The organism is Algoriphagus sp. AGSA1 (assembly GCF_021390545.1).
Classification (GTDB): domain Bacteria; phylum Bacteroidota; class Bacteroidia; order Cytophagales; family Cyclobacteriaceae; genus Algoriphagus.
In genome coordinates, this window is the sequence record NZ_JAJUWR010000019.1 from 1 (window position 1) to 12,749 (window position 12,749).

Sequence of the window (12,749 nt, forward strand, 5' to 3'; positions counted from 1 at the left end):
TCCTTAAAGGCTACATTTAAGTCTTGTTTTTGCACACCTCAAAATACATGTTTTGAGTTAAAACAGGAAAGGCTAGCCGAGAAATCGACTAGCCTTTTAAACTAGCTACTTTTGAGACAGCCTCTTTCTTTTTTTACCCGGATCATTAGGTTTCGATATAGCTTCGACTTCCAATACCTAGCAAGGTAACATGGTCATTGACAAAGAGAAAATAAAAAGCTCATATCTCTCACAAAAAACTGACAACCAAATAATCAGCAACATAGAGACGGGATCTACGGAGTTGTTTCAGAAACCAAAGTCGAATAAAATAATAGACAATTGCACGGGACTTGTAATGATCTGGAAAATTCACCCTCATGTCATTGCATTATGGTCACAGCTTCTGAACTGCCCGAAGGACTCATTTATATCCGGGACACCCAACCGGGGATATATAGAAAAAAGCAGGGACGTGGCTTTCTCTATCTGGACAAAGACCAGCAAAAACTCTCTGATGAATCTCAGTTGAAGCGTATTGAAAACATGGTCATCCCTCCTGCATGGAAGCAAGTGTGGATCAGCCCCAAAAAAAACAGTTACCTTCAGGCAACTGGGATAGATGAAAAGGGAAGAAAGCAATATTTATATCATCCTAAATGGTCAGAATATTCCCAAAAAATCAAATATGATGACCTGCTCAAGTTTGGGCTTTATTTGCCCAAACTGCGAGAAAGATATCAAAAAGACCTCAGGAAAAAATCCTGGAGCAAGTCAAAAGTACTTGCGCTGGCTACGGCGCTGTTAGATGAATTATACCTAAGGGTGGGAAACAAACACTACACAAACTCAAACAAAACACATGGACTTACCACCTTAAGAAGAAAACACCTGAAGGAAGACGGCAATAAACTTCTGATCAACTATACTGCGAAAAGCGGCAAAGAAAGATCTGTTTCCCTTACAAACAAACGACTCATCCGCTTACTCAAAGACTGTTCACAGCTGCCTGGCTATGATCTATTTAGATACGAACAGAACAGCCAATGGCATACAGTAGATTCATCGGCGCTCAACGAATACATCAGCGAAGAAGCTCCTGAAGATCATTATTTTACAGCAAAATACTTCCGCACCTGGGGCGCAAATTGTACGTGTATCAAACACGCCGCTGAAGTGGAAGAACTATGCTTGGGGACAAGAAAAAAACCTGAAACAACTCTTATAGGATTGGTGGCTAAGGAAATGGGCCATACGGTGGCAGTATGCAAAAGCTCTTATCTTCATCCAGAAATCCTGGATCATTGCCTTTCGCAGCATACACCGAAAAATCGCTTAACTGAAAATTTTGAAGAAGAGGGATACAAACCTGAAGAAGTTGAACTTATGAAAATATTGTTAGGTAAACGCAACTAGGCGAATCAGGTATCCACCCTTGGCATGCTTTTTTGACATGGAGAAGCTTTAGGAACATTCCCAAAAAGTGAAGTATGAACACCTGCAATTAATGGAAACTGAAGAACACATGGGTAATCTTACACCAGCAAGATTTAAATTAACGCATATTCCAAGTTTGATTGTTGAAAGTTTCAAGCAATGGAACGCTGCTGATCCATGGAGGCTCAGCGCTGTGATCGCGTATTACGCCGTGCTATCTCTCCCTGCTTTGATGATCATCGTTATAAATACTGTGGGAGCAATCTGGGGCGTGGATCTGGTGACCGGACAGCTGAACGATGAGCTTGCCTCAGCTATGGGCTCCGAAGCCGCAAAGTTTATGACGGGTATGGTAGAGCAAACCCAGAATAGCGGAAAGTCCACCATTGCTTCTATTATAGGGGTTGGGGTTTTGATATTCGGCGCATCCGGAGTCTTTTTTCATCTTAAAATTTCGATAAATGCTATTTGGGGACTGAAACAGACCGAGGATGTAAAATGGTATTATACACTATGGGACCGTGCCATAAGTTTCGGTTTTGTGCTGGTTCTGGGGTTCTTATTGCTCGTCAGTTTCCTATTGACAGCCTTATTATCGGTGTTCAGCGATTTTATCAAAAGTATTCTACCTGAGTTCGTGGTGGTCTTCGCATTCATTGTGGACCTTTTGATCTCCTATGGAGTTATTGCCATATTGTTTGCCTTAATATTTAAATACCTGCCAGATGCCAAAATACGGTGGAAATCAGTTTGGGTGGGGGCATTATTGACCTCTTTCTTATTTTCAATATCCAAATTTTTATTGGGTATCTATTTTAGTGCTGCAGAGCCTGGATCTACTTATGGAGCCGCAGGATCGATTATTTTAATTTTGCTTTGGGTTTCCTATTCATGTCTGATATTCTTCTATGGAGCAGAATTCACCAAGGTATTTTCAATTCGATATGGCTATGGGATCATTCCAAGAAAGAATTACTCCAGGGTAAAAAAAAAGGAAGTAATACAAGAAGGTGATTTGATCCCCCCTCCTCAGGATCCCTTACCAGAAGGAGAAGAAGATGACCTCTAGAGGAGAAAGATTAGTTACTATATATCAATCCACATAAATAAATCTAAACCGCTATAGAGGGTATCTTCAGCCTGAAGGAGAAGTGAATGAAATTCTGAGTTCGTTCCGTGAAAACCCAAATCATTCAACAGACTCCTTTTGCCTTCTATACTAGGTTCGCTTTGAATAAATTTCAACAATCCGAATTGCGATTTCTCAAGGCTAAGTCCATACAAGTTTAGAGAAAGTGAACATAGGAAAATTTATTTGCCACTTATTCAACACCTAAAAAATAAACAGATGGCATATTTTGTGTTTTTATATATCTTGGACCTTAAACAATTTTTACACTATGACTAATATAGACCCCAACATTCAAGCTAAAGCAAATGCCTGGCTGAACGGAAAAATCGACGAGGAATCCAAAAGCCAAATCCGCTCTCTCATTGACCAAAACCCCTCGGAGTTAACCGATTCCTTTTATCAGGATCTAGAATTCGGTACCGGTGGCCTTCGGGGACTGATGGGGGTAGGCACTAACCGAATGAACGTTTACACAGTAGGAATGGCCACACAGGGTCTGGCGAATTACCTTTTAAAGTGCTTTCCGGGTGAGACTATACGTGTGGCGATTACCCACGATTGTAGAATCAATAACACGCTTTTTGCCACAACCACAGCAAATGTCTTAACCGCAAATGGCATCCAAGTGCTTTATTTCAAGGAAATGCGCCCTACGCCCATGCTTTCATTTGCAGTGAGGCACTACGCTTGTAAAAGCGGGGTAATGATCACAGCCTCTCACAATCCTAAAGAATATAACGGCTACAAAGCCTACTGGGATGATGGTGCCCAGGTAGTAGCTCCCCATGACAAAAAGATCATAGAAGAGGTAAAAAAGATCACTTCTTTTGATGATGTAAACTGGAATAAAAATGATGAATTGTTCCGGTATATTGGAGAGGACTTCGATGAGGTTTACCTGAAGTTGGTCAAAGATTTAAGCCTAGCCCCGGATGCTATTGCGGCAAATAAGGATATGCCAATAGTTTTTTCCCCTATTCACGGAGCTTCAGGCAAAATGGTCCCAATGGCCTTGAGAGCTTTTGGATTTGAAAATATAAACATTGTAAAGGAGCAGTCCGAACCGGACGGTAATTTCCCTACCGTAATCTATCCTAATCCAGAAGAGGCCGAAGCTTTGACACTATCACTGAAGCTGGGGAAGGAAGTTGGGGCTGACCTGGTTCTTGCCTGTGATCCTGATGGGGATAGATATGCCGCTGCAGTCCCTAATGACTCTGGGGAATTCGAACTTCTTAATGGCAATCAGACCGGGGCATTTCTCACCTATTATCTACTAAGTCAATGGAAAAAAAGCGGTAAACTGAATGGAAACCAGTTCATGGTAAACACCATAGTTACCACAGAGCTGATTGACAAAATATGTGAGGGATTCGGAGTAACCTGCTATTCCGTCTTGACAGGCTTTAAAAATATCGCCGCTATCATCAAGGACCTGGAAGGCAAAGAAACCTTCATCGGGGGCGGTGAAGAATCTTACGGCTACCTGGTAGGTGATTTTGTACGGGATAAAGATGGCGTAAGTGCTTGCGCTATGGTTGCTGAAGCAATGGCATATTATAAAACTGAGGGCAAAACCGTATTTGATGTACTTGCGGATATATACGCCCAGTTTGGCTTTTATAAAGAATCATTGATATCTGTGACCAAAAAAGGAAAAGACGGTGCGGAACAGATTCAGGCTTTGATGACGGATTTCCGCCATCATCCACCCTCCGAGATGAATGGTGTGAAGGTAGTAAAAATCGTAGATGTCAAAGAAAGCACTGTGAAAGATCTGACAACCGGAAAGTCCGAAAAACTGGATATGGATAAGTCCAACGTAATGCAGTTTTATCTGGCAGATGGTAGCAAAATCTCCGCCAGGCCTTCCGGGACTGAGCCAAAAATAAAATACTATTTCTCGGTGAATGCCCAGCTGTCATCTATTACTGAGTATAGAAAAGTTGAAGCCGAACTCAATGAAAGACTTGAAGGTTTAAAGCGATACTTCAGCTAATTATCAAATTACGTTTAAACAAAAAAAGCACTGATACCCCCAGTGCCTTTTTTGTTTAAGAACAGCCTAATTCATTATATCAAAGAAAAAATTGAATTTTTCAACCTGGATTCTACTCTTACAAATAAATCATCAACAGATGATACCGTGCATTTATGCCCTCAAAAAAAGAACCTTAGGTTCTCCGCCAGAGCACATCCGAGAAATAACCTTCCGAATCCGTGAAATTTTCTATCACCTGGAACCCTCCTGATAACGCCAAGGCATTGATTTCACTGAAGCTGTATTTCTTGGAAATTTCGGTGAAAATGCACTCGTAGGCTTCAAAGTCAAACGTTTGATTGAGTGCCTCTATGCTCACCAACTGAGATTTTTTGGAGACCAGATGGCTTCTGCATTCCCCGCTTACTGGATCATAGCTAGGCCAATGAACAAATGACTCTAGGTCAAAATCCCCGCCGAGTTCCCTGTTAATTCTATCCAGCAAATTCAAGTTGAATTCACGCGTCACCCCTTGAGCATCATGATAAGCATCCAGGATAGTTTGGGGATTCTTCTTCAAATCAAACCCCAGAAGAACCTGATCGCCTTTTTTGGTTCCAACTCTTAAATGATCCACAATATTCTTAGCTTCTTCCACACCGAAGTTGCCTATGTTTGCTCCAAGAAAAAGAATCAAATTCGGATTCCCATTTTCCCATTCTTGGTGCCTAAGTGAATCTCTATAGGTGGACTGAATTGGCGTTACCTCCAGACCAGGTAGTTCCTGGGCTAGGCTTTGCTCTAATTCTTCCAACACTGATCCTGAAAAATCCACAGGATAATAACTAAACGCTATCTTGTTATTAACCAGGAACCTCAGGAGAATTTTGGTTTTCAATCCATCCCCGGCTCCCAGCTCTACTAAGTTAAAAGGTTTTTTCAGAGCAAGGATATTTGCTAAAATTTCCTGATGCAGACCTTCCAGAATCTCATATTCTTTTCTAGTCAGATAGTATTCAGGCAATGCCATAATCTGCTGAAACAGCTTATCACCTTTTGCGTCATAGAAATATTTGGAGGGTAGGGTTTTAGGCTTAGAGTTGAGACCAAGCATCACGTCTTGGGCAAAAGTTCCAAAATCTGTGTTTTTTGCGTTCATAAACTTAGTTTGATTTGGCTAGACGGATACCCATAAACTGCCATCTGTATTTTGGGTGAAAAAAGTTTCTGTAAGAAGGTCTGGAATGTCCTGCGGAAGTAGCCACTGAAGCTCCCCGAAGCACCATCTGGTTGACCATGAATTTCCCGTTGTACTCCCCTATTGCCCCTGGCGCGACCGTAAATCCGGGATAAGGAAGATAGGCTGAATTGGTCCACTCCCATCTTTTTCCCCAACTAAACCTATCCTGGGCTACTTCCCATTCAAACTCAGTGGGCAATCTGCACCCCTTCCAAGCCGCATAAGCTGAAGCTTCGTAAAAATTCACGTGTGAGAGCGGAGCGCGGCTATCGACTTCCCGCATCCCATCTAAAGTATAACAAAACCATTTGCCTTTGATTTCTTCCCAATACAAAGGCCCTTTTATTTGCTGTTCCTTGGCCCATGCCCAGCCTTCATCGTGCCAATATGTGGGATTTTCGTAACCTCCAGCTTTCATAAATCCCAAATATTCCCCATTTGTAACCAAGGCTGAAGAAATAGAGAAATCATTTATATACACTTTATGGGGATTCAGTTCATTGTCATAGCAAAACCCCTCACCGCTGTAACCTATTTCATAAACCCCACCATCAACAGAAATCCATTTTGACTCGTGCTCAGGGCTGTATTCCCTTATATCCATCACTTCTGGATTCAATGGATTGAACCAAAGACTATATTTCAAATCCGTGATCAGTAATTCCTGGTGTTGCTGCTCATGATTCATCCCTAGGATTACTAGTTCATCAATTTCTTTATCATTCTTTGCAATGAGGTTTAACATTGCTTCATCTACATAGCGTCTGTAAACTTTAACCTCTTCGACGGAAGGACGGGACATCAGACCTCGCTGATTTCTTGCAGTCCTTGCTCCTAAGGAATTATAGTAAGAGTTGAAAAGGAAATTAAACTGGGGATGCTTAACCACATATCCAGGATTTTTTGGCACAAGGATAAATTGCTCAAAAAACCAGGTAGTGTGAGCCAGATGCCATTTGGGAGGACTAACTTCCTCAGAAGCCTGCAAGGCAAAATCCTCGGTAATTAATTTTTCGCAAAGGTCTATCGAATGCTTTCTTACGTTTTGAAAAGCCCGGGATAAATTCATGTAAAAATCTGATTTATATATTTTAAGATGATAAAGAGGTCAAATTACTCCTTGCCAATATGCACTAAAGCGTCCCCCGTATTGATCACTGGCATATTGTTCATACCGATTATATGTCCGTTCGTGGGAGCTTTCACAGGAATCTTCACCTGCCCGTAGGGATCCGAAATCCGTGCCAGAATCTGTCCTTTCTTTACGGATTCCCCTACTTTGACACTAGAATTGAAAATGCCTGAAGCTTTTGCGCGAACCCAGTTGCTTTCTTTCAAAAAGATACTGTCTTGGCCTACGGGTGCGTCAGAAAGCATGCCTAAGCTTACCAGCATCCGCTTTGTGCCATTCACTCCCTCCTCGATCCCATAGTCGTCCAAACGCATGGACTCTCCTCCTTCGAAAACAATTATATGTTTCCGCGCTTTATAGGCTTCTTTTCGGAAGGATTTTTCTATATACTTAGAGTTGACCACGTAGTGAGTCGCAAATGCCTTCGCCAATTCAACTGCCACCTTATCCTTATAGTCCACACGTACCTGGGGGAAGTTGCTCAGCATTCTTCCCCCTGTATGAAAATCCACTCCATAGTCTATCTGCGGGATAATCTCATTGCTTAAAATAAAGGCTATGCTGGCCGCTAGAGATCCCTTTTTACTTCCTGGAAAACTGCGGTTGAGATCTCTCCCGTCGGGAAAAGTACGGCTGTTGGAAAGAAAACCATAGATATTGACCAAAGGAATAAATATTAAAGTTCCCTTTAGCAGTTCCAAGCCTTCATCTACTTCTTCCAGCAGACGTTTAGCTGTCACCACCCCATTGATCTCATCCCCATGCACCCCACCACTGATAAGAACCACGGGGCCATCCATTTTGGACGATCGGATAAAAATAGGTAAATCAATCAAGGTATGGGTAGGGAGCTTCGCTATCGCTATTTCTAGATTCATAGATTGACCGGGTCTTATCCGAACGCCATTTATGATCAATTCTTTCATGTATTTACAATTTGTTTTTCAAAAGCCAAATGACCTTTCCCGAACTGGTTTTGGCGGATCCTGCGGAACTTTAAAACCTTGGCTCTGGGTATTGCCTGAAACATGCCTGTATCGCCAGGCAATATAATCTGTCGTTCAAAGTTCAATCTGCCAACGGCATAAGGTACTATTTACATCCTTTTCAGCCAGACAGGCTGCCACTTTTCCTTTCCCAGAGTGACTTTTTAGGCCAATCCAGCATAATACATTATTCCTCAATTGAGCAAATCGATTTCATATTGGAGTAAAATCTTGCTTATTTCGCAAGGCACTCTTCATATATGAATATACTAGAAAACATTTCCCTCAAACCATACAATACCTTCGGAATTGATAAAACTGCAAGGTTTTTTGTTGTTGTAAAATCAGTTGACGAATTGAAAGAAGCAATTCTATGGGCTAAGCACCAGAAAGTCAACGTATTGGTTTTAGGTGGCGGCAGTAATATTTTATTGACCCAAGATCAGCAAGCTTTGGTGATCAAAATCGAACTTGGGGGTATAGAAGTCATTCGTGAGGATAGTGACTATGTCTGGGTGGAAGTTGGGGCAGGTATTATTTGGCATGAGTTTGTACTCACGTCTCTAGAAAACAACTGGGCAGGAATTGAGAATTTATCTTTGATTCCAGGCACCGTCGGGGCATCGCCTATGCAGAATATCGGGGCATATGGAGTAGAGGTCAAAGATGTGTTCTACAGCCTTAAGGCATTGGATATGGACAGATTAGAACTTGAAGAGTTCAGATCAGAACGATGTGCTTTTGGCTATAGAGAAAGTATTTTCAAGCATGAACTGAAGGGTAAATATGTCATTAGCTCAGTCATCTTTAGGTTGGGAAAAAAGCCTGAATTTCACACGGATTATGGAGCTATCAGGGAGACTTTAGAAGCTTCGGGCATTAAAGACTTGACCATAAAAGCAATCTCGGATGCCGTCATCCAAATCCGCCAATCAAAGCTTCCTGATCCGAAGGAAATCGGAAACGCGGGATCATTTTTCAAAAACCCGACAATTTCCGTCACACACTTTTCAAGTCTCAAGAAGGATTACCCATTGATTCCCGGCTATCCCTTGCCCCATGGCGTGAAAGTACCCGCCGCTTGGCTTATCGAGCAGTGTGGCTGGAAAGGCAAACGGTTTGGGAATGTGGGCGTCCATAGCAAACAGCCGTTGGTTTTGGTGAATTATGGGGAGGGAGAAGGTATCGAGATCAAAGACTTGGCTGAGAAAATCCAACAATCCGTCTGGGAAAAGTTTAATGTTTCCATCCAACCAGAAGTAAATTTCCTCTAAACAAGAGGATCATTGGCTATCAGCACCTTTTCATATTTATCTACGCTTACCCCGAATTTCCTAAGAAAATCAACTCCTTCATCTGAACCGATCCCCTTGTATTCAGCATAGGAAAAAAGGTAAATCACCCTGGAGATACCCATTGAAAAGATAATCCTGGAACAGGCCAGACACGGTGAAAGCGTCACATATAAGGTAGAGCCCTCAACAGTCGTGTTGTTCTTTACCGCATATAATATAGCATTCTGCTCCGCATGCAGGGCCAAAGAGCAACTCCCCTTACTGTCTCTCGCACATCCATGGTCTGGAAATTCCACATCACAATTATGTGTGCCTGCCGGCGGTCCATTATACCCGATAGAAATAATCCGGGTATCCTTGGTCAGCACAGCACCTACATGCTTCTTGATACAATGTGAGCGTTTAGCTAGATTTACTGCCAACTCCATGAAAATATCGTCGAAATCCGGTTTGTTCATATTTTACAATTTCGCCAAAATTAACACTTGATATGGAAGGTGCATAAGAATGCCCAAATAATAGCCCCAAGTATTACTTCAATGCAGGAACCTAACTTTCCCTTGCAATAACCGTTTTGGAATGAAAAAACCAATCAAAATGAATCGTCATAGTTCAATAGCGAATACCCTTACTCTTCTTGTCATCATTCTATGCAGTTCTTGCAGCTCTATTGACATATTCAAAGAAAACAGTGAACTCCCTATTAGAAAACCCTATAACTCCTTTGTAATAATCAATCAGGAAGTAGGGATCCGGAGCTTTTCATCACAGTTTATAGATCAGCAGGTACAGATTCATTTACAGGAAGCTCTCGAAGCAAATGGCATGGTCTATAATAAGTCCCAGCCAGAATTGGTGATCCGATATACTTCGAATGAGGATCCCAGAAAGAGAGAAACCTATCAAAACAATAATCTATTCCCCTATTGGGGTTATAGGGTTTGGGATCCATGGATGTACAACCCTTACTTCAACAATAGAAATTACAGCACTACGAGTTCTTATGAATTGGTCCAGGTGATAGTGGACTTTATTGATCCAAGGGAGGATAAATTGCTGATGACTTTGACCGGTGTGACAGAAGTGAGCAGTGAAAAAAGCAAAAGCAAGAAAGTTCTGAAAACAACCGACAAAATCATCACTTATTTTTTAAATGATCTAAAACAATCCCAGTAAATGGGGCTTGCTGAAAAAATCTCGGGTACTAAATGCCAGCAGGCAGGTATCAAAACGGTCGGGGGAAGATCTATGTATGTACCTGTAATGGATCCAACGTAGAAAATGGGGTGACTGGGACTAGTCTGATATTTTGGCCAAGAATAAAAAAGGAAGATTGATTTCCTGGTAAAGACCCGTTTGCCCTGATATTTCATCTTTCCGCCCTAGTTACTTCAAAAACCATTGTTGGCTTCTTATTTGATAAAATATTTGTATAAATATGAATTACATATTACTTTTGTAATACATATATTGTATTTCAACAACTGATTTTTGCACTTAATGCTAACAATTGTCTTAATAGATGACGACCCGATCAGTACCTTTGTCACTGAAAAACTCATTTCCAGAAATGTAAAGGAGCCGTGTCGTTTTTATAAGTATCACAGTGCAAAAGAAGCGCTACAGGAGATTTACTCGATCAATCCACATTATTTGTTTTTAGATTTGAACATGCCGGAAATGAACGGATGGGATTTTCTGGATAATTTTAACTCTGATAAAAACGAGGCCAAAATCTACATCCTGAGCAGTTCAGTAGATGAGAGAGACATTACCAAGGCAAGCAGATATAGCGTGGTGAAAGACTATTTGTCCAAACCTCTTATTAAAAAGTACATTAAATCAATTTTCAGCTGAGTCTCCACTGAGGTATTTCTTTTTTGCCAAAATAATTTGAAAAAAAATATTGAACTCTATAGTGTGAAATGATTTTTTTAATTTAATTCGTGTCGTTCAACACTATAAAAACCCCTATCTAAACTACTATGGAGGATTTTGACGAAGATTTCGAAGATGACGACAGCTTCAATGATGAAGATGATTTCGGCACTGATTTCGAAGATGAATATGATCTCGATGAAGACACTGAATTTATCGACGATAATATTATGGACTTCGATGAAGATGATGAAGAGGAAGAGTTCGATGATGATGAGCAATACGATTAACCATATTCTTTGGTTAATTGGCATTAAGAAATTATCTTCGGCCAATCTTTAGCAATTCAAAAAACTGATCATGACTCTACTTGATATTTTCACTTCTCCTCTAGCTGGAGGAGCCCAGACCTTTCTTGTGATTGTATGTGTTTTAATCGGTCTAGGTGCCGGAATTACAGCAATTGATACAAAAAGTACCTTTACCAAGAAGGGTAAAGCTGATCATTGATAACTTATACTTTAATTAAAAGGGAGGCTTAAGTCTCCCTTTTTTTATGTCACTTACCTTCTGTTTTTTATTCTATGCTGAAGTCTAATTCAGAAGAAAGTAACTGCAGAAGATTTTGTCTGGCCTTCTTTTTGAAATCCGGAACAGCAAAATCCAAATCGGGCAAAGTCAGTACCTTATCAAATTGTTCTGCCCCGCCTTCTTTTCCAGAAGTAATTAAAGTGATTTTCTTGGAATATTTGTGGGTCAGTTTCAATAGTTCATAACAGGCCTTGCCATCTGAAGACTGGCTATCATATCTCCCCTCGCCAGTAATCACCCAATCTATCTCTTTCAGTTTCGTCTTCAGATTCACTTTATCAAAAAAATAGTTGGAGCCGAATTCTATATCTACCTCAAAGAAAGCTGACAAGCCCAACGCTACCCCACCTGCTGCCCCAAACCCCGGATAATCGTGAAACGCTTTCCCTTGTTTTTGGAATAGCTGCTTAGCTACAGTTTTGCAGGTTCTCTGGTAAGAATAGATGTCACTTGGCGCAAGACCTTTTTGAGGACCAAATACCGGAACAGCTCCTTTATCTCCAAAAAATGTATTTTGAACGTCACAAAGACAGGTAAACTTGACTTTTGGTATAGTTGGGGATTTTTGGACATGTCGGATTCTGGACAGGTAGTCTGGCGAATAGGGAGTCAATTGCCTTCCTTTCGCATCTAAAAAAGCTATACCTAGGGCCGCTAGAATCCCTGTTCCTAAATCAATCGTGGCACTGCCCCCCAGACCAACAACCACTTCCTTAGCTCCAAGCCTTACTACTTGCTGAATAAGTAAGCCAGTCCCGTAACTGGAAGCCACATAAGGGTTTTTAGGTTCGTTGCCTAACTGGGCTATTCCTGAAGCTGAGGAAATATCCAGATATGCCTTTTCAGAAATATCATCCCAACCGTATGAGCAGAGAATCGGTCTTCCATACACGTCCAAAGACCATATCCACCTTTTTTTTAAACCAAGTACCTCAGTAAGCAGCTCGCAGGTACCATCTCCGCCATCCGCAATTGGGAGTAAGAAAGTGGTGTAGGAAGGATAGTTCTCGTTTATAAAAGCTGCAATTATTCCCCCTGCCTCAGCAGCGCTCATAGTACCTTTAAAAGCATTAGGAGCAATCAAGATATTCATTACTA

Annotated in this window: 13 protein-coding genes; 8 read left to right on the top strand and 5 right to left on the bottom strand. The window is 41.3% G+C overall.

The features are described from left to right. Positions 1 to 372: 372 nt before the first annotated feature. From LZF95_RS15665 to LZF95_RS15675, 3 genes are all read left to right on the top strand, one after another. On the top strand, positions 373 to 1,395 hold the full coding sequence (locus tag LZF95_RS15665) for a DNA topoisomerase IB (RefSeq protein WP_233756045.1): 1,023 nt from the start codon (positions 373 to 375) through the stop codon (positions 1,393 to 1,395). Between the two features lie 91 nt (positions 1,396 to 1,486). Beyond that, positions 1,487 to 2,485, top strand: a complete 999-nt coding sequence (locus tag LZF95_RS15670) for a YihY/virulence factor BrkB family protein (RefSeq protein ID WP_233756046.1) — start codon at positions 1,487 to 1,489, stop codon at positions 2,483 to 2,485. A gap of 331 nt (positions 2,486 to 2,816) precedes the next feature. Further along, positions 2,817 to 4,547, top strand: coding sequence for a phospho-sugar mutase (locus LZF95_RS15675; RefSeq protein WP_233756047.1), 1,731 nt, complete (start codon positions 2,817 to 2,819; stop codon positions 4,545 to 4,547). A 175-nt stretch (positions 4,548 to 4,722) separates the two neighbouring features. Here the strand turns inward: LZF95_RS15675 and egtD are convergent, their stop codons facing one another. The 3 genes from egtD to LZF95_RS15690 are packed head-to-tail and all read right to left on the bottom strand — an operon-like array spanning position 4,723 to position 7,827. Beyond that, a complete protein-coding gene (gene egtD / locus LZF95_RS15680) occupies positions 4,723 to 5,688 on the bottom strand; it encodes an L-histidine N(alpha)-methyltransferase (RefSeq protein ID WP_233756048.1) in 966 nt (321 codons plus the stop codon). Positions 5,689 to 5,692: 4 nt separating this feature from the next. Beyond that, positions 5,693 to 6,838 carry an ergothioneine biosynthesis protein EgtB gene (gene egtB, locus LZF95_RS15685; protein ID WP_233756049.1) on the bottom strand — a complete coding sequence of 382 codons (1,146 nt, stop codon included), beginning with the start codon at positions 6,836 to 6,838 and terminating at the stop codon, positions 5,693 to 5,695. 44 nt (positions 6,839 to 6,882) lie between these two features. After that, complete coding sequence (locus tag LZF95_RS15690; protein ID WP_233756050.1) at positions 6,883 to 7,827, bottom strand: succinylglutamate desuccinylase/aspartoacylase family protein; 945 nt, start codon at positions 7,825 to 7,827, stop codon at positions 6,883 to 6,885. 320 nt (positions 7,828 to 8,147) lie between these two features. On the opposite strand from LZF95_RS15690, the gene murB reads away from it, so the two are divergent. Continuing rightward, the gene (gene murB, locus LZF95_RS15695; RefSeq protein ID WP_233756051.1) at positions 8,148 to 9,161 is read left to right on the top strand and encodes a UDP-N-acetylmuramate dehydrogenase; all 1,014 of its coding nucleotides are present in this window, start codon (positions 8,148 to 8,150) and stop codon (positions 9,159 to 9,161) included. Here the strand turns inward: murB and LZF95_RS15700 are convergent. Continuing rightward, positions 9,158 to 9,640: a dCMP deaminase family protein gene (locus tag LZF95_RS15700; protein WP_233756052.1), complete on the bottom strand. Its 483-nt coding sequence runs from the start codon at positions 9,638 to 9,640 to the stop codon at positions 9,158 to 9,160. The two genes, murB and LZF95_RS15700, sit on opposite strands and share 4 nt — an antisense overlap. 121 nt (positions 9,641 to 9,761) lie before the next feature. On the opposite strand from LZF95_RS15700, the gene LZF95_RS15705 reads away from it, so the two are divergent. The 4 genes from LZF95_RS15705 to LZF95_RS15720 all read left to right on the top strand — a co-directional run bounded on the left by LZF95_RS15705 (position 9,762) and on the right by LZF95_RS15720 (position 11,570). Continuing rightward, on the top strand, positions 9,762 to 10,358 hold the full coding sequence (locus LZF95_RS15705; RefSeq protein ID WP_233756053.1) for a DUF4136 domain-containing protein: 597 nt from the start codon (positions 9,762 to 9,764) through the stop codon (positions 10,356 to 10,358). A gap of 324 nt (positions 10,359 to 10,682) precedes the next feature. Then, on the top strand, positions 10,683 to 11,039 hold the full coding sequence (locus LZF95_RS15710; protein WP_233756054.1) for a response regulator: 357 nt from the start codon (positions 10,683 to 10,685) through the stop codon (positions 11,037 to 11,039). A gap of 128 nt (positions 11,040 to 11,167) precedes the next feature. Continuing rightward, the gene (locus tag LZF95_RS15715; protein WP_233756055.1) at positions 11,168 to 11,350 is read left to right on the top strand and encodes a hypothetical protein; all 183 of its coding nucleotides are present in this window, start codon (positions 11,168 to 11,170) and stop codon (positions 11,348 to 11,350) included. A gap of 70 nt (positions 11,351 to 11,420) precedes the next feature. Beyond that, a complete protein-coding gene (locus LZF95_RS15720; RefSeq protein WP_233756056.1) occupies positions 11,421 to 11,570 on the top strand; it encodes a hypothetical protein in 150 nt (49 codons plus the stop codon). Positions 11,571 to 11,637: 67 nt separating this feature from the next. Here the strand turns inward: LZF95_RS15720 and LZF95_RS15725 are convergent, their stop codons facing one another. After that, positions 11,638 to 12,744 (bottom strand): glycerate kinase, encoded by a 1,107-nt coding sequence (locus tag LZF95_RS15725; protein WP_233756057.1) that lies wholly within the window; start codon positions 12,742 to 12,744, stop codon positions 11,638 to 11,640. Positions 12,745 to 12,749 lie beyond the last annotated feature (5 nt).

Excerpts from the sequence above, each read along its gene's own strand:
- LZF95_RS15665 (WP_233756045.1), top strand. The coding sequence starts at position 373 with ATGGTCACAGCTTCTGAACTGCCCGAAGGACTCATTTATATCCGGGAC.
- LZF95_RS15670 (WP_233756046.1), top strand. The coding sequence starts at position 1,487 with ATGGAAACTGAAGAACACATGGGTAATCTTACACCAGCAAGATTTAAA.
- LZF95_RS15675 (WP_233756047.1), top strand. The coding sequence starts at position 2,817 with ATGACTAATATAGACCCCAACATTCAAGCTAAAGCAAATGCCTGGCTG.
- egtD (WP_233756048.1), bottom strand. The coding sequence starts at position 5,688 with ATGAACGCAAAAAACACAGATTTTGGAACTTTTGCCCAAGACGTGATG.
- egtB (WP_233756049.1), bottom strand. The coding sequence starts at position 6,838 with ATGAATTTATCCCGGGCTTTTCAAAACGTAAGAAAGCATTCGATAGAC.
- LZF95_RS15690 (WP_233756050.1), bottom strand. The coding sequence starts at position 7,827 with ATGAAAGAATTGATCATAAATGGCGTTCGGATAAGACCCGGTCAATCT.
- murB (WP_233756051.1), top strand. The coding sequence starts at position 8,148 with ATGAATATACTAGAAAACATTTCCCTCAAACCATACAATACCTTCGGA.
- LZF95_RS15700 (WP_233756052.1), bottom strand. The coding sequence starts at position 9,640 with ATGAACAAACCGGATTTCGACGATATTTTCATGGAGTTGGCAGTAAAT.
- LZF95_RS15705 (WP_233756053.1), top strand. The coding sequence starts at position 9,762 with ATGAAAAAACCAATCAAAATGAATCGTCATAGTTCAATAGCGAATACC.
- LZF95_RS15710 (WP_233756054.1), top strand. The coding sequence starts at position 10,683 with ATGCTAACAATTGTCTTAATAGATGACGACCCGATCAGTACCTTTGTC.
- LZF95_RS15715 (WP_233756055.1), top strand. The coding sequence starts at position 11,168 with ATGGAGGATTTTGACGAAGATTTCGAAGATGACGACAGCTTCAATGAT.
- LZF95_RS15720 (WP_233756056.1), top strand. The coding sequence starts at position 11,421 with ATGACTCTACTTGATATTTTCACTTCTCCTCTAGCTGGAGGAGCCCAG.
- LZF95_RS15725 (WP_233756057.1), bottom strand. The coding sequence starts at position 12,744 with ATGAATATCTTGATTGCTCCTAATGCTTTTAAAGGTACTATGAGCGCT.